The organism is Pantoea sp. UBA7232 (assembly GCF_002473195.1).
Lineage (GTDB): Bacteria > Pseudomonadota > Gammaproteobacteria > Enterobacterales > Enterobacteriaceae > Pantoea > Pantoea eucrina.
On the sequence record NZ_DKTK01000003.1, the window covers coordinates 58,056 to 80,638 of the forward strand.

18 protein-coding genes are annotated in these 22,583 nt (G+C 58.2%); 5 read left to right on the plus strand and 13 right to left on the minus strand.

Annotated features, from left to right (window positions below):
* Positions 1-150 precede the first annotated feature (150 nt).
* The 3 genes from mazG to rlmD form a co-directional block, all read right to left on the minus strand.
* Positions 151-942 carry a nucleoside triphosphate pyrophosphohydrolase gene (mazG, locus tag B4056_RS00950; RefSeq protein WP_113655783.1) on the minus strand — a complete coding sequence of 264 codons (792 nt, stop codon included), beginning with the start codon at positions 940-942 and terminating at the stop codon, positions 151-153.
* An 81-nt stretch (positions 943-1,023) separates the two neighbouring features.
* A complete protein-coding gene (gene relA / locus B4056_RS00955; protein WP_288653504.1) occupies positions 1,024-3,258 on the minus strand; it encodes a GTP diphosphokinase in 2,235 nt (744 codons plus the stop codon).
* 32 nt (positions 3,259-3,290) lie between these two features.
* A complete protein-coding gene (gene rlmD / locus B4056_RS00960) occupies positions 3,291-4,607 on the minus strand; it encodes a 23S rRNA (uracil(1939)-C(5))-methyltransferase RlmD (protein ID WP_039379887.1) in 1,317 nt (438 codons plus the stop codon).
* Between the two features lie 82 nt (positions 4,608-4,689).
* Here rlmD and barA point away from each other — a divergent pair, with 82 nt between their 5' ends.
* Positions 4,690-7,419 carry a two-component sensor histidine kinase BarA gene (gene barA / locus B4056_RS00965; protein WP_288653505.1) on the plus strand — a complete coding sequence of 910 codons (2,730 nt, stop codon included), beginning with the start codon at positions 4,690-4,692 and terminating at the stop codon, positions 7,417-7,419.
* A 78-nt stretch (positions 7,420-7,497) separates the two neighbouring features.
* On the opposite strand, the gene B4056_RS00970 is transcribed toward barA, so the two are convergent.
* From B4056_RS00970 to B4056_RS00995, 6 genes are all read right to left on the minus strand, one after another.
* The gene (locus tag B4056_RS00970) at positions 7,498-8,637 is read right to left on the minus strand and encodes a glycerate kinase (RefSeq protein ID WP_094111687.1); all 1,140 of its coding nucleotides are present in this window, start codon (positions 8,635-8,637) and stop codon (positions 7,498-7,500) included.
* Between the two features lie 90 nt (positions 8,638-8,727).
* Positions 8,728-9,612 (minus strand): 2-hydroxy-3-oxopropionate reductase, encoded by an 885-nt coding sequence (garR, locus tag B4056_RS00975; protein ID WP_071668545.1) that lies wholly within the window; start codon positions 9,610-9,612, stop codon positions 8,728-8,730.
* 18 nt (positions 9,613-9,630) lie between these two features.
* On the minus strand, positions 9,631-10,398 hold the full coding sequence (gene garL / locus B4056_RS00980; protein ID WP_039379896.1) for a 2-dehydro-3-deoxyglucarate aldolase: 768 nt from the start codon (positions 10,396-10,398) through the stop codon (positions 9,631-9,633).
* 52 nt (positions 10,399-10,450) lie between these two features.
* On the minus strand, positions 10,451-11,782 hold the full coding sequence (gene gudD / locus B4056_RS00985) for a glucarate dehydratase (protein WP_039379898.1): 1,332 nt from the start codon (positions 11,780-11,782) through the stop codon (positions 10,451-10,453).
* Positions 11,783-11,792: 10 nt separating this feature from the next.
* Complete coding sequence (locus tag B4056_RS00990) at positions 11,793-13,139, minus strand: enolase C-terminal domain-like protein (protein WP_039379900.1); 1,347 nt, start codon at positions 13,137-13,139, stop codon at positions 11,793-11,795.
* Positions 13,136-14,491, minus strand: a complete 1,356-nt coding sequence (locus tag B4056_RS00995; protein WP_039379902.1) for an MFS transporter — start codon at positions 14,489-14,491, stop codon at positions 13,136-13,138. The genes B4056_RS00990 and B4056_RS00995 overlap by 4 nt, the downstream gene beginning before the upstream one ends.
* A 508-nt stretch (positions 14,492-14,999) precedes the next feature.
* On the opposite strand from B4056_RS00995, the gene garD reads away from it, so the two are divergent.
* Positions 15,000-16,559, plus strand: coding sequence for a galactarate dehydratase (gene garD / locus B4056_RS01000; protein WP_039379905.1), 1,560 nt, complete (start codon positions 15,000-15,002; stop codon positions 16,557-16,559).
* A gap of 51 nt (positions 16,560-16,610) precedes the next feature.
* Here the strand turns inward: garD and B4056_RS01005 are convergent, their stop codons facing one another.
* The 4 genes from B4056_RS01005 to syd all read right to left on the minus strand — a co-directional run bounded on the left by B4056_RS01005 (position 16,611) and on the right by syd (position 19,310).
* Positions 16,611-17,057, minus strand: a complete 447-nt coding sequence (locus tag B4056_RS01005; protein WP_071668546.1) for a flavodoxin — start codon at positions 17,055-17,057, stop codon at positions 16,611-16,613.
* Between the two features lie 12 nt (positions 17,058-17,069).
* Positions 17,070-17,849, minus strand: coding sequence for a tRNA pseudouridine(65) synthase TruC (truC, locus tag B4056_RS01010; RefSeq protein ID WP_039379909.1), 780 nt, complete (start codon positions 17,847-17,849; stop codon positions 17,070-17,072).
* Positions 17,849-18,175, minus strand: a complete 327-nt coding sequence (locus tag B4056_RS01015) for a YqcC family protein (protein WP_150034588.1) — start codon at positions 18,173-18,175, stop codon at positions 17,849-17,851. The genes truC and B4056_RS01015 overlap by 1 nt, the downstream gene beginning before the upstream one ends.
* Before the next feature lie 577 nt (positions 18,176-18,752).
* Positions 18,753-19,310: a SecY-interacting protein gene (gene syd, locus B4056_RS01020; RefSeq protein ID WP_288653510.1), complete on the minus strand. Its 558-nt coding sequence runs from the start codon at positions 19,308-19,310 to the stop codon at positions 18,753-18,755.
* A 61-nt stretch (positions 19,311-19,371) separates the two neighbouring features.
* Between syd and queF the strand changes: the two genes are divergently transcribed.
* The 3 genes from queF to xni all read left to right on the plus strand — a co-directional run bounded on the left by queF (position 19,372) and on the right by xni (position 22,566).
* Entirely contained in the window at positions 19,372-20,217 is an 846-nt protein-coding gene (gene queF, locus B4056_RS01025) for an NADPH-dependent 7-cyano-7-deazaguanine reductase QueF (protein ID WP_094111690.1), read from the plus strand.
* Between the two features lie 186 nt (positions 20,218-20,403).
* Entirely contained in the window at positions 20,404-21,765 is a 1,362-nt protein-coding gene (gene ppnN, locus B4056_RS01030; RefSeq protein WP_039379917.1) for a nucleotide 5'-monophosphate nucleosidase PpnN, read from the plus strand.
* A gap of 42 nt (positions 21,766-21,807) precedes the next feature.
* Complete coding sequence (gene xni, locus B4056_RS01035) at positions 21,808-22,566, plus strand: flap endonuclease Xni (protein WP_288653513.1); 759 nt, start codon at positions 21,808-21,810, stop codon at positions 22,564-22,566.
* Positions 22,567-22,583 lie beyond the last annotated feature (17 nt).

A 22,583-nucleotide genomic window follows, 5' to 3' on the forward strand; every position in this document is an offset into this window, starting at 1 on the left:
CTCCCGCGCCGTGCAGCGGCTAACATAGCGGATAGCCAGCCAGAAAATGTTGACGCATGTCACAAAGTTGCTGGATGGCTGAATCGAGTAAGCGCAAGCGGCTGAATTATGCACACTGCTGGAATAAACAGCAGTATGACGCTTAACAGGTTAGTGATTGTTCTCACTCAGTTTTACCTGCTGCCACGCCGCTTCCATCTGCTCCAGCGTCGCCGCAGGCATACTCAATCCCTGCGCGGTAATAATCTGCTCTACGTGGCGAAAGCGGCGTTCAAATTTGTCGTTGGCTTTCTGCAGCGCAATTTCCGCTTTGCTGCCGAGGTGGCGTGACAGATTTACCGTCGCAAACAGCAGATCGCCAATCTCCTCCTCCAGCTTGTCGCTGTCGACAGTGGCCTGCTGCGCTTCATGCATGACTTCGTCAATCTCCTCATGCACCTTATCCAGCACCGGTCCGAGGCTGTCCCAGTCAAAGCCCACGCTGCTGCAGCGCTTCTGGATTTTATGCGCCCGCATCAGCGCCGGCAGCGCGCGCGGAATATCATCCAGCGCCGAGTGCTGCGCTTTCGCCGCGCGTTCATCCTGTTTGATCGCTTCCCAGTTCTGCGACACCTCTGCGGCGCTCTCAGCCTCGGCGCTGCCAAAGATATGCGGATGACGGCGTTCAAGCTTGTCGCTGATTGCGTCGCAGATATCGTCGAAGTTAAAACGCCCCTCTTCCTCTGCCATGCGGGCATAAAACACAATCTGAAACAGCAGATCGCCCAGCTCATCGCGCAGATCGGTAAAGTCTTCCCGCTGAATAGCGTCAAGCACTTCGTAGGTCTCTTCCAGCGTATAAGGAGCAATAGTGGCAAAGGTCTGCTGGCGATCCCACGGGCAGCCGCGCGCCGGATCGCGCAGGGTTTGCATCAGGCTAAGCAGACGGTTCAGGGCAGTCATGAAAAATCCTCAAACAACGGTATAAAAAGGGCCGCCGTAAAAGGCGACCCTGAAGAGCAGCGGGCCAGTGCCGGCTGCGCGTTAATTCAAACAACGCGCGTCGATAATATCCGGCACCTGATTAAGCCGCGCCAGCACGCGTCCCAGCACCTGCTGGTTATAGATCTCAATATCCATATCGATGGTCGCCAGCTGTTTTCTGGTATCGCTGCGGCTGGAGACGCCCAGTACATTGACCTTTTCATTCGCCAGTATGGTCGTGATATCACGCAGCAGGCCGCTGCGGTCGTTGGCGGTAACCCGCACCACCAGCGAATAGCCGCTGGAGTAGCTCTCCCCCCAGACGGCATCAACGATACGCTCTGGCGCATGAGAGATCAGTTCACTGAGCTGATCGCAGTCGGCGCGGTGAATCGAGATGCCGCGTCCCTGAGTAATAAAGCCGGTGATATCGTCGCCGGGAATAGGCTGGCAGCAGCGGGCAATGTGATGCATCAGGTTTCCCACCCCCTCCACCACCACGCGACCGCTCTCTTTACGGGCATTTGAGGCGTGATGCGACTTCTGCGTCAGCTGACGCAGCGCTTCACGATCTTCCTCTTCAGCGCTCGGCTTATTGAGCTTTGCCTGCAGGAAGTTGATCATCTGATTGAGACGAATATCGCCGCCGCCAATCATTGCGAGCAGCTCATCCTGCGAGCCAACGTTGTAGCGCGGCAGCAAAATCTTCTCCGCCTCGCGCATGCTGATATCGAGCTGGCTCAGCTCGTTATCGAGGATCTGGCGGCCCGCCACGATATTTTTATCGCGATCCTGCTTACGGAACCAGGCGTGTACCTTGGAGCGCCCGCGGCTGGTCGTGATGTAGCCCAGATTCGGGTTGAGCCAGTCGCGGCTTGGATTGGGCTGCTTCTGGGTGATGATCTCGATCTGATCGCCCATCTGCAGCTGATAGGTAAAAGGCACAATGCGGCCGCTGATCTTCGCCCCGATACAGCGATGGCCAATATCGCTGTGAATGTGATAGGCAAAGTCGAGCGGCGTGGAGCCGGCGGGCAGATCCACCACATCGCCTTTTGGCGTAAAGACGTAAACGCGATCGTCGAAGACCTGACTGCGAACCTCCTCCAGCATTTCACCGGAATCCGCCATCTCTTCCTGCCAGGTAATCAGCTTGCGCAGCCAGGCGATACGCTCTTCGTGTCCGGCAGCCCCGCGCGAGTTGCTGACGCCCGGGCCCTCTTTATATTTCCAGTGCGCCGCCACGCCAAGTTCGGCATCTTCATGCATCTGACGGGTGCGGATCTGAATCTCAACGGTTTTGCCCTGCGGCCCCAGCACCACGGTATGAATGGACTGATAGCCATTGGGCTTAGGGTTGGCGACATAATCGTCAAATTCGCTCGGCAGATGCCGGTAGAGGGTGTGCACCGTACCGAGTGCGCCATAACAGTCCTGCAAACGCTCTGCCACGATGCGTACCGCGCGCACGTCGAACAGTTCATCAAACGCCAGCGACTTTTTCTGCATCTTGCGCCAGATGCTGTAGATATGTTTCGGCCGCCCGTAGACTTCTGCCCGCACGCCCTCTTTCTGCATCTCCTGACGCAGATTGGTCACAAAGTTATCGATATATTGTTCACGATCGATGCGCCGCTCATGCAGCAGCTTCGCGATGCGTTTATATTCATCCGGATGCAGATAGCGGAAGCAGTAATCTTCGAGCTCCCACTTCAGCTGGCCGATACCGAGCCGGTTAGCCAGCGGCGCATAGATGTTCGTGCTCTCTTTTGCCGCCAGCACGCGTTCATCTTCTGGCGCATCTTTCATCTCACGCAGATGCGCAATCCGCTCGGCCAGCTTGATGACCACGCAGCGGAAATCTTCCACCATCGCGAGCAGCATACGGCGGACATTGTCCACCTGGGCTGAAGCCATAGAGTCATTATGAATCGCTTTCAGCTGGCGAATGGCATCCATGTCGCGTACGCCGTGCACCAGGGAGACAATCCCTTTGCCAAACGCCTGCTCCAGCTTCTCCTCACTGACCACCTCTGCGTTGGCCAGCGGAAACAGCAGCGCCGCGCACAGGCTATCGCAATCCATACTGAGCATAGTGAGGATTTCCACCATCTCAATACCGCGCCACAGCAGCAGAGTCTGATCGGGGTGCTCGCGCGTTTCGGCTTCACAGTAGCGCCAGGTCTCTGCCAGTCGCTCACAGGATTGAGGATTGCTAATCGTCAGGCTGGCAATCCACTGATCGAGGGCAAACTCCCCTGCCGTATTTAAATGCGCACTTCTGACCGCAACCATATCCTCTCCTGCCACAGCGACATAACTGTCGCTTATGTTTTGCTGAACAACACCATGGATTCGAGATGACTGGTATGTGGGAACATATCCAGCATCGCGACCCTTTCCAGATGGTAGCCCGCGGACAGCAGTACCTGACTGTCGCGCGCAAGTGTCACCGGGTTACAGGAAACATAGACCACGCGTTCTGGCGCAAGTTTAACAATATGCGACATCACGCCCGCCGCCCCGGCTCGCGCCGGATCCAGTAACACCTTATTAAATCCCTGCGCCGCCCACGGCTGACGCGAAACATCCTCTTCCAGATTATGCTGGAAAAAGCGTACATTGCTTAGATTGTTAAGCGCAGCATTATACTCTGCCTGCTTAACTAATGCTGCAACCCCCTCCACACCTACAACATTTTGTACAGATTTCCCTGCCGGCAGGGTGAAATTCCCCATGCCGCAGAAAAGATCCAGCAGGCTGTCATCGGGTTGCAGATCGAGCCACGCCAGCGCTGTTGCCACCATCTGCTGATTAACGCGATCGTTAACCTGAATAAAGTCCTGTGGACTAAAGGTTAGCGTTAAATCCTGCGAGCGGTAGTAAGGCATGCTGCTGTTAATCGCCTGCAGCTCATCGCTGCCGTCAGCCAGATACAGCATCAGCGAGTGCTGATGCGAAAAGCGTTCCAGGTCTGCGCGATCGCGCGCAGAAAGCGCGTCGAGATGACGCAGCACCATCAGCGGGCCGTTGTCTGCCAGCACCAGCTCTGCATGCCCCAGCCGCCTTACCCCCTGCAGCGCGCTCAGGCAGTGGTGCAGCGGCTGCAGCAACGCTTCAAGTTCGGGCACCAAAACAGGGCACTGCTGCAGGGGCACCAGCGCATGACTGGCCGCCTGGCGAAATCCCATCACCAGCCGCTGCTGCTTCGGCTGCCACTGCAGTCCGAGCCGGGCGCGCCGGCGATAGCCCCAGCTATTCCCGCGGATAATCTCCTCAACGGCCACCGGAGAAGCGGCGTCACGGCTCAGCAGACGGCTCAGCGCGTGCGCCTTGCTGCTCTCCTGCAGTGCAACGGCAGCGTGCTGCTGCTGGCAGCCACCGCAGACGCCAAAATGGCGGCAGCGCGGTATTTCCCGCTGCGGACTGGGCTGTGCGATCTTTATCGCTTTACCGCGGGCAAACTGCCGTTTATCTTCCAGCAGCGTAACCTCTGCCTGTTCGCCCGGCAGCGCACCACTGATAAACAGGGTTTTCCCCTGATAGCGTGCCACGCCCTGGCCGAACGGATCGAGCTCATCGACCGTGACGGCGATCCGCTGCTTTGTCGTCGGCCGCTGTTTTGCGGCGTAAAATTGCGCCATAGTAATCGTATTCTCTTTTAATCAGGTTGTGCCGCCCGCCACGACGCGTGCACAGGAACACGGCAATCGCCAGGGCATCGTGATGACCAAATACAGCCTGCGGGCGCGGATGATGATTTTAATACTGGCGCCAACGCTGCTGATTGGTCTGCTGCTCAGCACCTTTTTTGTCGTCCACCGCTATAACGAACTGCAGCGCCAGGTTTTTGACGCCGGCGCAAATATTATCGAACCTCTGGCGGTATCCAGTGAGTATGGGATGAGCTGGCACGATCGCGCTGCGATCCACGAGCTGGTCAGCCTGCTGCACCGGCGCCATTCCGATATTGTCCGTGCCATTACGGTTTTCGACAACCAGAATCGCGTTTACGCCACATCCAACAGTAAGCAGAACCTGGCGCTGCTGCAAAAAGAGGATATGACGCAGCTGCGCGAGGGCGTAACGCATGAACGCCAGGGTAACCTGCTGGTGCTGCGCACGCCGATTATATCTGAACGCTACTCCGCTGATGAGCAGCCGGATGAACAGACCAAACCCGACGGTAATCCCCTGGGCTATGTCGCCATTGAGCTGGATCTGCAGTCGGTACGGCTGGCGCAGTATAAAGAGGTATTTGTCGCAACGCTGCTGCTGCTGTTCTGCCTCTGCCTCGCCATGCTGTTCGCCTATCGTCTGATGCGCGATGTGACCGGCCCGATACGCAATATGGTAGCCACCGTGGATCGCATCCGGCGCGGCCAGCTCGACAGCCGGGTGGAAGGCTATATGCTGGGCGAGCTCAGCATGCTTAAAAACGGTATCAACGCGATGGCGATGTCGCTGACCGCCTACCATGAAGAGATGCAGCAAAATATTGACCAGGCCACCTGGGATCTGCGCGAAACGCTGGAGCAGCTGGAGATTCAGAACGTCGAGCTGGATCTGGCGAAGAAACGCGCTCAGGAGGCGGCCCGCATTAAATCTGAGTTTCTGGCAAACATGTCTCACGAGCTGCGTACGCCGCTCAACGGCGTGATCGGCTTCAGCCGCCAGATGCTGAAAACCAGCCTGAGCACCAGCCAGCGCGACTATATGAGTACGATTGAGCGCTCCGCCAATAATCTGCTGAGTATTATCAACGATGTGCTGGATTTCTCGCGTCTGGAATCGGGCAAGCTGGTGCTGGAATCTATTCCTTTTCCGCTGCGCGCCACGCTGGATGAGACGCTGGTGCTGCTGGCGCCCTCCGCGCATGAGAAAGGGCTGGAGATCACCGTCTGCCTGCAAAACAGCGTGCCTGACAACGTTATCGGCGATCCGCTGCGGCTGCAGCAGATCCTGATCAACCTGATAGGTAACGCCATCAAGTTTACCGAGCAGGGGCATATCGACCTGCGCGTTGAGCTGCAGCATCTCAGCGCCACGCAGGCGGAACTGGAGATCCAGGTGCATGACACCGGTATCGGCATTCCGGAAATGCAGCAGCCGCAGCTGTTTCAGGCGTTTCGCCAGGCGGATGCCAGCATTACCCGCCGACACGGCGGCACGGGGCTTGGGCTGGTGATCACCCAGAAGCTGGTGCAGGAGATGGGCGGCGAAATCGCTTTTCACAGCCAGCCCGATCGGGGGTCGGTTTTTCGGGTGCGCGTCCGGCTCAATCTTAACCCGAATGCCCCTACCATTCCGCGCGTGCTGGATGACCTGCACGCCACAACGCTGGCCTATGTCGAGCCCCATCCGGCGGTAGCGCGCGTGGTGCAGGAGATGCTCAGTATCACCCCGCTCAGGGTAGAGTATTATCCCAGCCTGGCTGCGCTGCCGGAACGCCACTATCCTCTGCTGCTGGTGGGAATGCCGGTCGCTAAGCCGCACCCGGCAACGCTGACCGATACGGAGATCCAGCAGCTGTGCGATCGCGCGGATGCCGTACTGCTGGCGCTGCCGAGCGAGATGATGCTGTTTGCCGACGATCTGCGTGCGCGGGGCATTGCCGGCTGTATCGCAAAACCGGTTTCGCTGACGCGCTTTATCCCGCTGCTGCTGGATATCGGCAGCCGTCAGCACCGTCTGATCTCCCCGCTGCCGCGTCAGCCGCTGACGGTGATGGCGGTGGATGACAATCCGGCTAACCTCCGGCTTATCGGCGCGCTGCTGGAAGAGCAGGTTGAAAATATCATTCTGTGTGACAACGCAGAGCAGGCCATCCATGCCGCGCAGCAGCAGCGGCTGGATGTGATCCTGATGGATATACAGATGCCCGATATCGACGGTATTCAGGCCAGCGAGATTATCCGGCGCCTGCCGCTGCACGCCAGCACGCCAATCGTTGCGGTAACGGCGCACGCGCTGGATGGCGAGCGCGAGCAGCTGATTGCCGCCGGCATGAATGACTATCTGGCAAAACCGATTGATGAAACCCGCCTGGCTCAGCTGCTGCAGCGCTATCTGCCGGTTGCGCCCGCCTCTCAGCCGCCCGCGATGGGGGTTGCCGTCTCGCTTGACTGGTCACTGGCGCTGCGTCAGGCGGCCGGCAAACCGGCGCTGGCGCGCGATCTGCTACAGATGCTGCTCGATTTCCTGCCTGAGGTGGAGGCGCGCGTGGCGCATTGTATGGCTGAAGGTGACGTAAACGGGCTGCGTGAAATTATTCACAAGCTGCACGGCAGCGCCAGTTACAGCGGTGTCCCGCGCCTGAAACAGCTCTGCCAGCAGCTGGAAGGCAGCCTGCACCAGGCGAGTGATATTGCCGCGCTGGAGCCGGAACTGCTGGAGCTGAATGATGAGATGGCCAACGTTGCGCGCGAGGCGCGTAAGCGGCTGGCGCTGGCGTAAAATGGCGTGTCAGAACGATCTTTATGGCGACGCCCATACCGGCCTTAGCCGCCGGGCCGCCGCGCATCGCGGTCCGGCCTACAACCCTTTGCCTATCCTGATGGCTGCCGCAACGTTACGCGCCGTCATGCGCACATTCTGTTCCGCACTGGCCAGCGCCTCTTCCAGAGAACAGATACTGAACAGTACGCTGTAGACCGCATCAAGGCCGTGAGCGTGTACAACCCCCACGTCAGAGGTCAGGCTACCGGCAATACCAATCACCGGCTTATTAAACTGTTTGGCAACCCGCGCCACGCCGATTGGCACCTTGCCATTCACAGACTGACTGTCGATGCGCCCTTCCCCCGTGATCACCAGATCGGCATCTTTGACCTGCTCCGCCAGCCCGAGCGCCTCCGTCACAATCTCAATGCCGCTGCGCAGCTCAGCCTGACAGAATGCGTGCAGCGCCGCACCCATACCGCCCGCCGCGCCGCCGCCCGCAATATGCAGCACGTCGATATCCAGATCGCGCTGAATAAGCGAAGCGTAGTGGGCCAGCGCCCGATCCAGCTGCGCGATTTGTGCCGGAGTGGCGCCCTTCTGTGGGCCAAACACCGCCGAAGCGCCTTTTTCCCCGGTCAGCGGATTGGTGACATCGCAGGCGACCTCAAAGCGGCACGCTTTAATACGCGCATCCACTCCGCTGATATCGATCTGCGCCAGCTGCGCCAGCGCCGCGCCGCCAGGCGCCAGATCGCAGCCGGCGCTGTCCAGCAGCCGGGCGCCCAGCGCCTGTATCATTCCGGCACCGCCATCATTGGTGGCGCTGCCGCCTATGCCAATGATGATGTGCTCTACGCCGCGATCGAGCGCGTTTTTGATCAGCTCACCGGTGCCCCACGACGTGGTGATCAGCGCATTGCGCTGCGCCACCGGCACAAGTTCCAGGCCGCTGGCGGCAGCCATCTCAATAAACGCGGTGCGCTCATCCCCCGACAGGCCATAAAACGCCGCCACGGGCTCGCCCAGCGGGCCGGTTGCGGTTAGCCGGACAAGCGTACCGCTGGTGGCGGCCACCATGGCCTCAACGGTGCCCTCACCACCGTCGGCAACCGGGATTTTGACATACTCGGCGGCCGGGAAAACCTCGCGGAAACCCGCTTCAATTGCGGCAGCCACATCCAGGGCAGACAGACTCTCTTTATATGAATCGGGTGCGATGACAATTTTCATAGGCAATCCAGGCGCGATGGGTAACGTAACGGTATGCTGCTTTGCTCACGCAGCCTGTTCTCCGGCCTCCGCAGACGCCGGAGAGCGGCTTTACCGGGCGATCTCAACCTGCGCTAACTTCTCATAATAGCAAGCCAGCGCGCTGTGGTCGGCGGAGCCCTGACCGCTGGTTTTCAGCGCCTGCATCATCTCCATCACCGCGGCCGTCAGCGGCAGATGCGCGCCAATGCCGTGTGACGTATCCAGCGCATTAGCTAAATCCTTGATATGCAGGTCGATACGGAAACCGGGTTTGAAGTTGCGATCCAGCACCATGGGTGCTTTGGCATCAAGCACGGTGCTGCCCGCCAGGCCGCCGCGGATCGCCTGATAAACCAGCTCCGGATTCACGCCCGCCTTGGTTGCCAGCGAGAGCGCTTCAGACATCGCTGCGATGTTCAGCGCCACAATCACCTGATTTGCCAGCTTGGTCACGTTACCGGCGCCGATATCACCGGTATGCACCACCGAGCCTGCCATCGCTTTCATAATCTCAAAGCATTGGTCGAAGATCGCTTTATCGCCACCCACCATCACCGACAGTGTGCCCTCGATCGCTTTTGGCTCACCGCCGCTGACCGGCGCATCAAGCATACGGATCCCTTTTTCTGCCAGCGCGTCGTGGATCTCACGACTGGCCAGCGGGGCAATAGAACTCATATCAATCACAATCAGGCCAGGTTTTGCACCTTCAATGATGCCGCCCGCGCCCAGGCAGACTTCCTGCACCTGCGGCGAGTTAGGTACCATGGTGATCACCACATCCACCTGTTCTGCCACCTCTTTGGGCGTTTTTGCTATCGTCGCGCCCAGTTCGGCCAGTTCTGCCTCATTGCCTGCGTTGTGATCGCGCACCACCAGCGTGTAACCCGCTTTGACCAGGTTTTTACTCATCGGTTTGCCCATAATACCGAGGCCGATAAATCCAATTTTCATTGCCTTCCCCTTTCTGCGTTACAGTTTAAATTTGTTGCACAGCGCCTGCGTGGCGTTGCGGAAAACCCCGAGATCGCTGCCGACGGCAACAAAGGTGGCACCCCATTCCAGATAGCGCCGCGCGTCCGCTTCTACCGGTGCCAGAATGCCGCACGGCTTGCCTGCGGCTTTGGCGCGTTCAAACAGGTACTGAATAACTTTCAGCACCTCAGGATGCGCAGGCTGGCCCAGGTAGCCCAGCGCGGCTGAGAGATCGCCCGGACCGACAAAAATCCCGTCCACGCCGTCAACGGCGGCGATCGCATCGATGTTATCTACCGCCTGCTGCGTTTCGATCTGCACCATCAGCGTGATGTTGTCGTTAATCGTGGCGTTATAGTCCGGCAGCGTGCCGTACATATTGCTGCGGTGCGAAACTGACACGCCGCGGATGCCCGCTGGCGGGTAGCGGGTTGAGGCAACGGCGCGGCGCGCCTCCTCTTCCGTCTCCACAAAGGGGATCAGGAAGTTATAGAAGCCGATATCGAGCAGGCGTTTAATGATCACCGGCTCATTGCACGGCGGACGCACGACCGCAGCGCTGCTGCTGCCTTTCAGCGCCATCAGCTGCGGTACAAACGTGGTGATGTCGTTGGGCGCATGTTCACCGTCCAGCACCAGCCAGTCGAAGCCTGCCAGCCCCAGCACTTCAGTAGTCAGCGGACTGGCAAGGGCGCACCAGCTGCCTATCAGGGTCTCTCCTGCCAGCAGGCGGCGGCGAAATGTATTTGGCCAGGCATTACTCATTCTGTTTACTCCTGTATATGACGGCAGGCTCCCTTTCAGGGAGCCTGAAGCGTTAGCGCACCAGGCAGGGACGCTTATTATCAAAAGTCCAGTCCGGTACCAGGAACTGCATCGCCTGAGCGTCGTCACGCGCGCCCAGCCCATGTTTCTGATACAGCGCGTTTGCCTGCATCACCTGGTCCATATCCAGCTCCACGCCAAGCCCCGGCTTCTGCGGTACCTGCACCATGCCGCCTTTAATGACAAACGGCTCTTTGGTCAGGCGCTGATTACCCTCCTGCCAGATCCAGTGGGTGTCGATAGCGGTAATCGCGCCCGGCGCGGCGGCGGCAACGTGGGTAAACATCGCCAGCGAAATATCAAAATGGTTATTGGAGTGCGAACCCCAGGTGAGGCCAAAGTCGTGGCACATCTGCGCCACGCGCACGGAACCCTGCATGGTCCAGAAGTGCGGATCGGCCAGCGGAATATCCACCGACTGCAGCGATAGCGTGTGGCCCATCTGCCGCCAGTCGGTGGCGATCATATTGGTTGCGGTTGGCAGCCCGGTGGCGCGGCGGAACTCCGCCATCACCTCGCGGCCGGAGTAGCCCTGCTCCGCGCCACAGGGATCTTCTGCATAGGCGAGCACGCCCTTCAGCTGTTTGCCCAGCAGGATGGCCTCATTCAGCGACCAGGCGCCGTTGGGATCGAGCGTGATGCGCGCTTCCGGAAAGCGTCTGGCGAGTGCGGTAACCGCCTCAGCCTCTTCGCCGCCGCGCAGCACGCCGCCTTTGAGTTTGAAATCGTTGAAGCCATATTTCTCATACGCGGCCTCTGCCAGTCGCACGACCGCATCTGGCGTCAGCGCCTCTTCATGGCGCAGGCGATACCAGTCGCACGGATCGCGCTCCTGGCTCTGGTAGGCGAGCGAGGTCTTGCGGCGATCGCCAATATAGAAGAGATAGCCAAGCATCTCCACGCGGTCGCGCTGCTGGCCATCGCCCAGCAGCGACGCGACGTTTACGCCCAGATGCTGCCCGAGTAAATCGAGCAGCGCCGCTTCGATACCGGTTACCACATGGATAGTCGTGCGCAGGTCAAACGTCTGGCTGCCGCGCCCGCCAGCATCGCGGTCAGCAAAGGTGCTCCGCACCAGGTTGAGAATATTTTTATATTCGCCGACGGTTTTTTCGATCACCAGCGCGGCGGCATCCTCCAGCGTCTGACGGATCTTTTCTCCGCCCGGTATCTCGCCCACGCCGGTATGCCCGGCGTTATCTTTAATGATCACAATATTGCGGGTAAAAAATGGCGCGTGCGCCCCGCTCAGGTTGAGCAGCATGCTGTCGTGTCCGGCAACCGGAATAACCTGCATAGCGACGATTTTAGGGGTCTGACTCATTTCCTGCTCCTTATGTAGGACGGCGCCCAAATGCCGGACGCTTGCGATCAAATGACCAGCCGGGTACCAGATACTGCATCGCGGTGGCGTCGTTGCGCGCGCCGGCTGGCAGTGACTTATAGAGTTCGTGCGCCTGCTGCAGGCGATCCCGATCCAGCTCAATACCCAGCCCCGGTTTATCCGGCACGGCAATTTTGCCGTTGCGGATCTGCAGCGGCTCGCGCGTCAGGCGCTGATCGCCCTCCTGCCAGATCCAGTGCGTGTCAATCGCGGTTGGCTTGCCCGGGGCGGCAGCACCCACGTGGGTGAACATCGCCAGCGAGATATCGAAATGGTTATTGGAGTGGCAGCCCCAGGTGAGTCCCCATTCGTCGCAGAGCTGCGCCACGCGCACTGCGCCGCTCAGGGTCCAGAAGTGAGGATCGGCCAGCGGAATATCGACCGCGTTGAGCATCACGGCGTGGTTCATTTCACGCCAGTTGGTTGCGATCATATTGGTGGCAACCGGCAGCCCGGTGGCGCGGCGAAACTCCGCCATCACTTCACGGCCGGAGTAACCCTGTTCCGCGCCGCAGGGATCTTCTGCATAGCTCAGCACATCCTGCAGGCCTTTACAGAGTCCGATCGCCTCATCCAGATGCCAGGCGCCATTAGGGTCGACGGTAATGCGCGCCTCCGGGAAGCGCTGCTTCAGCGCCACCGCCGAGGCGATCTCCTCTTCACCCGGCAGCACGCCGCCTTTGAGTTTGAAATCTTTGAAACCATATTTATCCTGCGCCGCCTCTGCCAGACGCACCACCGCCTCCGGCGTCAGCGCCTCCTCATGCCGCAGCCGGTACCAGTCGTGGCTGGCGGCATCACCGCTGCGATACGGCAGATCGGTTTTATGACGATCGCCGATATAAAACAGATAGCCGAGCACGGTGACCTCATCGCGCTGCTGGCCCGGTCCGAGCAGCTCTGCCACCGGTACGCCCAGATGCTGCCCCAGCAGATCCAGCAGCGCCGCCTCCAGCGCGGCTACTGCGTTTACGCGCAGTTCGAAGGTCCAGGCGCCATTGCCAAAAGTGTCAAAATCCGCTGACTGATTGCCCTTATGCACCTGCTGCACCAGCCGGTTCATACGCGCAATCTGCTGCCCTTTGACCTGGGGTACTGCCGCCAGCAGCGTCTGATAAATTGTATCGCCGCCCGGCGCCTCGCCCAGTCCGGTATGACCGGCGCTGTCGGTCAGCACCACAATATTGCGCGTGAAGCAGGCGTTATGCGCGCCGCCAATGTTAAGCAGCATACTGTCGTAACCGGCAACCGGGATCACCTGCATGTCAGTGATGACAGGCGTACTTTGCGTACTCATTTCGGCTCCTTATACGGTTTCAGCTCAACGCGTTTAATGTCACCGGTAATAAACAGAAAACTAAAGGCGGCAACAAAAGCGTGGATCCCGACATATACCAGCGCGCCCTCAAACGATCCGCTGGTGGCGATGATGTAACCAATCGCGATAGGCGTAACGATACCGGAGAAGTTGCCGAACATATTGAACAGACCACCGCTCAGGCCACTGATCTCTTTCGGTGCCGTGTCGGCCATCACCGCCCAGCCCAGCGCACCAATGCCTTTTCCGAAGAACGCCAGCGCCATGAACAGCACCACAACCCATTCGGTTTCGGTGTAGTTACACATCACCATGCTGATGGAGAGCAGCATGCCGATAACGATTGGCGTTTTACGGGCAATATTGAGTGAGCCGGTTTTGCGCATCAAATAGTCGGAGATCACGCCGCCCAGCACGCCGCCGAGGAAGCCGCAAATCGCCGGAACGGAGGCGATAAAGCCCGCTTTCAGAATCGACATGCCGCGTGCCTGTACCAGATAGACCGGAAACCAGGTAATAAAGAAGTAGGTCAGCGCGTTGACGCAATACTGGCCAAGATAGATGCCCCACATCATGCGGGTAGAGAGCAGCTGTTTGATCTGATCCCACTTTTCACCGCGGCTGACTTTGCGATCGGCTTTTTTCGCATCCATATTGATCAGCGCGCCGCCCTGCTCCATGTACTCCAGCTCCGCCTTATTCACGCCGGGGTGGTTGTTGGGATCGTGCATCACTTTGAGCCAGATAAAGCTCAGGATGATGCCCAGCCCGCCCATAAACCAGAACACGTGCGCCCAGCCAACTTCAGAGACCAGCCAGCCCATGATGGGCGCGAAGATCACCGTGGCGAAGTATTGTGCAGAGTTAAAGATGGCGACCGCCGTTCCGCGCTCCTGTGCCGGGAACCAGGCCGCGACAATACGGCTGTTACCAGGGAAGGAAGGCGCTTCAGCCAGACCGACCAAAAAGCGCAGCAGGAACAGTGAAATCACAATGCCAAAGCCGCTGAAGAGATCAACAAAGCCCTGCAGCAGAGTAAACAGCGACCAGAGGAAAATACTCCAGAAGTAGACACGCTTGGATCCAAAGCGATCCAGCAGCCATCCACCCGGGATCTGTCCGATCACATAGGCCCATGAGAAGGCGGAAAAGATATAGCCCAGCCCGACAGAGTCGAGACCGATATCTTTGGACATCGCCGATCCGGCAATGGAAATGGTGGCGCGGTCGCCGTAGTTGAATGAGGTGACGATAAATAACATCACCACGATCCAGTAGCGGGCGTTGGTACGTTTCTGCACCGCCTCTGCCGTCTGGCTGTAACTATTCATGATGCACTCCTGAAATATAGCGAACGCTACATTCACTCTGACTGCATACACATCGCGTTGGGTATCAGAATGATGTCGGGTTAAACACGGCGATTGTTGTTATGGCGAACGTTGATGCGTCGTGACAGGTAACCAAACCTCTAAGAACGGAAATCAGTATAAAAACAGCCCGCGGCTGAAACACTGGAAGAAAGCCCGACAATTCAGTCAAAACAAAAAAGAATTTGTGGCATATGCACATCCTGCTGCGTGATGGCTCACGAAACGCCGATCGCAGCGCCATAATTGTACAAAAAACAGACAGCCAAAGAGCGCTTTGTGAGCACCTTCACTTGCTTTTGGTTAAAACCACCAAAGTGCGGAGAGAAAGGGGCTAAAAGCCGGACAGTTGCACAATGCGCTGGCGGGCGCGTGCTGCTTATACTGGAGCTGGCTGACTTTGATGACGTGACCAGAACCACTATTTATCGCACTGCTATGCACAGTGCGGCTACCCGGAAGGTGAGCAATGAACCGACCCGTTACAGAAAAACCACTCTATATAAAAGTTCATGAAGCGGATAACGTTGCGATTGTCGTCAACGATCAGGGCCTGCCCGCGGGTACACGCTTTGCCGACGGGCTGCAGCTGACGGAGCATGTGCCCCAGGGGCACAAAGTTGCGCTGGAGGATATCGCTCAGGATGCACCGATTCTGCGCTATGGCGAAGTGATCGGCACGGCGCTGCGCTCTATTGCGCGCGGCAGCTGGATAGATGAGTCGCTGGTAGCCCTGCCCGAGGCGCCGCCGCTCAGCAGCCTGCCGCTGGCAACCAACGTACCGCCTGAACTGCCGCCGCTGGAAGGCTATACCTTTGATGGTTATCGCAATGCAGACGGCAGCGTGGGAACCCGCAACCTGCTTGGCATTACCACCAGCGTCCACTGTGTGGCGGGCGTCGTGGACTATGTTGTGCAGCTTATTGAACGCGATCTGCTGCCGCGCTATCCCAACGTGGATGGCGTGGTCGCGCTGAATCATCTGTATGGCTGCGGCGTGGCGATCAACGCCCCGGCTGCCGTCGTGCCGATCCGCACCATTCATAATCTTGCGCTGAATCCCAATTTTGGTGGCGAGGTAATGATTGTCAGCCTCGGCTGTGAAAAGCTCCAGCCGGAGCGGCTGCTGACCGGTACGCCTGATGTACAGGCGATCTCGCTGGATGATAACGATATTGTGCGTCTGCAGGATGAGCGTCACGTCGGCTTTGGCGCCATGGTGGATGAGATCCTGCAGGTCGCTGAACGTCATCTGAAAAAGCTTAATCTGCGCCGCCGGGAACCCTGCCCGGCGTCTGAACTGGTAGTAGGCACCCAGTGCGGCGGCAGTGACGCCTTTTCCGGCGTAACGGCTAACCCGGCGGTGGGCTTCGCCTCCGATCTGCTGGTGCGCTGCGGCGCCACAGTCATGTTTTCTGAAGTGACGGAGGTGCGCGACGCTATTCATCTGCTGACGCCGCGCGTGGTTAATGAAGCGGTGGGTAAACGGCTGCTGGAAGAGATGGCGTGGTATGACGACTATCTGCATCAGGGACAGACCGATCGCAGCGCTAACCCCTCACCCGGCAATAAAAAAGGCGGACTGGCAAACGTGGTGGAGAAAGCGCTGGGATCGATTGCAAAATCGGGGCGCAGCCCGATTGCTGAAGTGCTGTCGCCGGGACAGCGCCCTACGCAGCGCGGACTGATTTACGCCGCTACCCCTGCCAGTGACTTTGTCTGCGGTACGCAGCAGATGGCTTCCGGCATTACGCTGCAGGTGTTTACCACCGGGCGCGGCACGCCCTATGGCCTCGCGGCTATTCCGGTGATTAAGATGGCGACGCGCAGCGCGCTGGCCCGGCGCTGGCATGATCTGATGGATATCAACGCCGGCACTATCGCCACCGGTGAAGAGAGTATTGAGCAGGTAGGCTGGCGTCTGTTTGAGTTGATTCTGGAGATCGCCAGCGGTCGTCAGCAGACCTGGTCCGATCGCTGGGGGATCCGCAACCAGCTGGCGGTATTTAATCCGGCACCGGTAACCTGATACCGGGCTGCACCGTTAATACCGGGCCGCCATACAGGGCGGCCCGGGTCACTACAGCTGCTTACCCCAGCTCTCCACCCACGGCGTCGTCACGCTTTCAGGCTCCGGATGCTCAACGGCATCCACCATCAGCACATCACCAATACGCTGCGCCTGCTGCGCCTGGAGCGTGGCATCAAAGGTTTTTCCTGCGCCGCAGAAGTGCTGATAGCTGCTGTCACCCAGCGCAATCACACCATAGCGCAGCGCTGGCTGATAGCCGAGCTCATCATGGATTTGCGCATGGAGACGGGCAATATTATCCGGCAGATCGCCCTGCCCGGTGGTTGAGGTTACAATCAGCACGACGTCGCTGCTGTACGCCTGCCACTCCGCCAGCGTCGGATCCTCAAAGACCTCTACTTCATGTCCCTGCGCCTGCAGCACCGGCTGCGCCTCTTCGGCCACCAGCAGTGCATTGCCGTAAACCGTGCCTGTAAAAATGCCAATTTTTGCCATCTTGCTGCTCCTTTACGCTGTTGGCTTATCCTGAACTGCCTCAGCGTCAAACTCAACCCTGGGAACGTCCGGTAACCGATCCTGCCAGCCGAACTGCTGCAGCATCTGCTGCCATATCGGATCCAGTCCGGCGCGGATCACCAGCGGCTCTCCGGTAAAGGGATGCGTCAGCGAGAGTGCGCTGGCGTGCAGCATTAAACGATCGAGCCCGAAATGCGCCGCTGCGCCACGATTCTGGCGCAGATCGCCGTGGGCGCTGTCGCCAATAATCGGGTGGCGCAGGTGCGCCATATGGCGGCGCAGCTGATGCTTACGCCCGGTGCGCGGCGACATCTCCACCAGGGTGTAGCGGGCGCTGCTGTATTTACCGATTGCCACCGGCATTTCTGTCTGCGCCAGCGCCTGATAATCCGTGACCGCAGGCTGCGGTGCACGCGGTTCAGCAGAAAATTTATCCGCAATTTTATCCAGCTCTTCCAGCAGCGGATAGTCGAGCGTAGCCGCGCCATCCAGCCAGCCGCGCAGTACGGCGTGATAGGTTTTTTGTATCTGATGCTGCTCAAACTGCTGCGCCAGTAAACGGCCCGCCTCGCTCGATAAGCCCATCAGCAGTACGCCAGAGGTCGGGCGATCGAGCCGGTGCGCGGTAAAGACGTGCTGACCAATCTGATCGCGCACCGTCTGCATCACCACCACTTTCTCTTTGCGATCGAGCCAGCTGCGGTGCACCAGCCAGCCGGCAGGCTTGTTTACTGCTACCAGCCACTCATCCTGATAGATAATCTCCAGCATCAGCGTGCTGGCTCCGCAAACAGCGCGTCAAGCTCACGCAGCGCGATCAGCAGAGCGGTATAGCCGGGAGTGACCGGAGTCAGAGCAACTTCGTAATAGGGCGCGACGGCGAAACCGGCAGGCATTGGCGCGCCGGAGGCGATCAGGTCTGACATACGCGGGATCAATACCCACTGCAGCCACTCCAGCGGAGCCATAGTATCAAGGCAGAAAGGCTGGTCGCTGTTAAACGCGGCCGCGTCAGGAGCGCTCTGCTGCCAGTAATCGTGTTCGCGCATGACTGCTTCGACCTGCTGCAGTCGCTGCGTAATAGTGTGCGTCGACATAGGTTGCCTCCGTGAAATAATGGGCGGCAAGCATATCACTCGTCACCGGTGGCGTAAAAAGCGCATAAAAAAGGGAGCACTGTTAATAACAGTGCTCCCGGTTCGTTGTGCAGCATTCCCGCCACCGCAGTGCTCCCTGCTCATCCGTGACAACTCTTCCTGCGCTTTCCATTGCCTGTCTTCATGACAGCATCCTTAGCATCCTGGCTCGCCCTGCTCCGCACGGCTCACATTCTCCATCCTGGAGGTGTCCCTTACTCATTCCTGAGTGTCCTGCTCCGTCCTGAAGCCTTCCCTGTGACGTAAACTCCGTTACGTTCCCGCCTCCTGGCTGACATTCTCCTGAACGTCGCTCTGTCCATAGCGTCCTGCTAACGGTGGGTATTCTCTCAAAAATCGCCACAATAACAAGTAAGCATGAGCCATTAATCGATCAAGTATTGTCTCAATTTTCAGACTGATACCATAACTCTATGATTCACAATATCTTTACATTTAGCTTTTCTGAAAGGTTCACTCACAAAATGTCGATCTCGCACAGATTTTGTAAGAGATCTCTTACATAGCGCTTCGGTTATCACTCCATCGAACCGATAACAGGTTGTATAACATCGAGAAATGTCCGGACAGAAGGTGAAAGAATTTCACGTTTGTTACGTCCAGGCTCCTCCAGAATGACCTCACCGGTAAGATTACACACCGCCACCATCTCCTGCTCTGAATCAGTAGTAGCAATAAACAGCGTCGGACTCTGTTTCAGACGCCGTTTCATAATCAGATGACCAATCAGATTCTCCTGCAGCCGGATAAAGTCCTCTTCGCTCCATACCTGCAGCAGCGTTAACCTGCGCTGCTGCAGGCGGGCATGCATATCGCCGGCAAACTGGGTAGTGTAAAACGCAGTGATATCAGGCTGGAGCTGAATATCCAGCGCCCGCTCCACCGCATCCAGCCCTGACGATGGCGAAAAAGGCTGCGGCTGCCAGAGAACGCGGTCATCAACGGTATTGATGATACAGGGCGAAGGGATCCCTGCCAGATCGCTACTGGCAGGATAGTGTCCCTGCTGCTGCTGCCAGAGATCGATATAACGGGTGGTAAACGCACACAGTGCGCTGGCGGTGGGCTGCATCATTCATCTTCTCGCTGGTGATCGGTTACACTTAGCCACTTTGATTCACCTTGTGGTAACCATTATGTCTTCTGAACACCCAAACCCGGCCTTAAGCGGCCTGACCCTGGGCAAATCTGTCGCCTATGTAGATGAGTACGATAACACGCTGCTGCAATCTGTGCCGCGCAGTCTGAACCGGGAACCGCTCAATCTTTTTCCGCATAATCTGCCGTTTCACGGCGCAGATATCTGGACCCTGTATGAGCTTTCATGGCTAAACAGTAAAGGTGTCCCGCAGGTCGCGATTGGCGAAGTGGTGCTGGATGCTGACAGCGTAAATCTGATTGAGTCGAAAAGCTTTAAGCTCTACCTGAACAGCTTTAATCAGACCCGCTTTGCGGACTGGGGCGACGTGCGTCAGACGCTGGAACGCGATCTGCGCGCATGCGCCAGCGGCAACGTCAGCGTGGCGCTGTTTCGCCTGAGCGAGCTGGAAAGCCAGCCTATCGGACAGTTCAGCGGCAGCGTTATCGATGAGCAGGATATCAGCATCAGCGATTATGGTTTTGATGCCGGACACCTTGCGCACGCCGCGGGCAATGAAATCGTAGATGAGACGCTGGTAAGCCACCTGCTGAAATCTAACTGTCTGATCACCAACCAGCCCGACTGGGGATCGGTGATGATTCGTTATAAAGGCCCGCGTATCGACCGCGAGGCGCTGCTGCGCTATCTGATCTCTTTCCGCCAGCACAATGAGTTTCATGAGCAGTGCGTGGAGCGCATTTTTAATGACGTGCAGCGTTTCTGCCAGCCAGAGGCGTTAACCGTTTATGCGCGCTACACCCGCCGCGGCGGTCTGGATATCAACCCGTGGCGCAGCAATGTTCCCTTCACGCCCGGCTTTTCGCGTCTGGCACGCCAGTAACAGAGTGCGAGGCACCTCGCAGGCCGTAGCAGGGATGCGCGGTTCCTCTTGAGCAATCATAACCGGGAGCGTTAATCTGTCTGCGGCGTTAAGCGTAAAGCGTATGCGACCAGGGATTTTCGTCACTGCGCTCAGCAGGTTAAGCGCAGTGTCATCAGTCACGCTATGGCGTGTAAAGGAGTTCTTTTGATTACACATATCAGCCCGCTTGGCTCGATGGATCTGCTCTCACAGCTGGAAGTCGACATGCTGAAGCAGACCGCCAGCAGCGATCTCTACCAGCTTTTTCGTAACTGCTCCCTTGCAGTGCTTAACTCCGGCAGCCAGACAGACAGCAGTCATGAGCTGCTCTCGCGTTTTGAAAATTTCGCTATTAACGTCCTGCGCCGCGAGCGCGGCGTTAAGCTGGAGCTGATCAATCCGCCGGAAGAGGCCTTTGTGGATGGGCGTATCATCCGCTCACTGCAGGCCAACCTGTTTGCCGTGCTGCGCGATATTCTGTTTGTTAACGGCCAGCTTGCTCTGCCAGAGCGCCTCGCGGGTCAGGCTGACGACTCTGCGCATATCACCAATCAGGTTTTCTCGATACTGCGTAACGCGCGCGCGCTGCACGTCGGGGAGTATCCTAATACCGTGGTTTGCTGGGGCGGACACTCTATCAACGCGGTGGAGTACCAGTATTGCCGTAATGTTGGCACCCAGATGGGGCTGCGCGAGCTGAATATCTGCACCGGCTGTGGCCCTGGCGTAATGGAAGCGCCAATGAAAGGCGCGGCGGTAGGTCATGCGCAGCAGCGCTATCATGACAGCCGCTTTATCGGCCTGACTGAGCCTTCCATTATCGCCGCTGAACCGCCTAACCCGCTGGTTAACGAACTCATCATTATGCCCGATATCGAAAAACGCCTTGAGGCCTTTGTCCGCATCGCGCATGGCATCGTGATCTTCCCGGGTGGCGTCGGCACCGCCGAAGAGTTCCTTTATCTGCTTGGTATTCTGATGAATCCGCAAAACAGCGAGCAGGTGCTGCCGCTGATCCTCACCGGCCCTAAAGAGAGCGCTGACTATTTCCGCGTGCTCGATGATTTCATCGTCAATACGCTGGGCGAGCAGGCGCGCAAACACTATACGATCATTATTGATGATGCCGCTGAAGTGGCGCGCCAGATGAAAAAAGCGATGCCGCAGGTAAAAGAGCATCGTCGCGAAACCGGTGACGCTTACAGCTTTAACTGGTCTATCCGTATTGCGCCGGATCTGCAGGTGCCTTTCCTGCCGACCCACGAAAACATGGCAAATCTCAACCTGTTTCCGAATCAGCCGGCGGAAAAACTGGCGGCTGATTTGCGCCGCGCCTTCTCCGGGATCGTGGCCGGAAACGTAAAAGAAATCGGTATCCGGGAGATCCGTGAACGCGGCCCCTATCAGCTGCGCGGCGACGCCGATCTGATGCATCGGATGGATGAGCTGCTGCAGGGCTTTGTGGCGCAGCAGCGTATGAAACTACCGGGCAGTGCCTATATCCCCTGCTACGAAATCATCAAATAACCCTTCAGGAAGGCAGCCTGCGGGCTGCCGCTTATCGCTTTTATGGCACTACATTTATTAATTATTGATGCGCTGAATCTCATCCGGCGCCTGCATGCCGTTCAGGGCTCTCCCTGCCGTGACGCCTGTGTTGCGGCGCTGCATCAGCTGCTTGGTCATACACGCCCGACCCACGCGGTGGCGGTATTTGACAGTCCGGATCGCCAGCCCGGCTGGCGTCATGCGCTGCTGCCGGATTACAAAGCGGGGCGACCGCCAATGCCAGAGGATCTGCAACAGGAGCTGCCGCTGCTGCAGGAGGCTTTTCGCACCGCAGGCGTCAGCTGCTGGAGCGCCGGGGACGATGAAGCAGACGATCTGGCCGCTACCCTGGCAGTAAAAATGGCGGATGCCGGGCATCAGGCCACCATCGTTTCCACCGATAAGGGATATTGTCAGCTGCTGGCGCCCGCTATCCGCATTCGCGACTATTTTCAGAAGCGCTGGCTTGATGTGCCGTTTATCGCACAGGAATTTGGCGTTGCCCCGGAACAGCTGCCGGATTACTGGGGTTTATGCGGCATCAGCAGCAGTAAAATTCCGGGCGTCTCCGGTATCGGCCCGAAAAGCGCACGCGAGCTGCTGGCGCAGTTTGGTTCACTGGAGGCGATTTATCAGCAGTGGGATCAGGTGCCGGCAAAGTGGCAGAGTAAATTACACGCCCAGCATGAAACAGCCACGATCTGCCGCCAGGTTGCCACGCTGAAACGCGATTTAGTGCTGCAGGGCAACCTTAATACGCTGCGCTATCAGGCAGGATAAATCGCGGTACGCCAGGG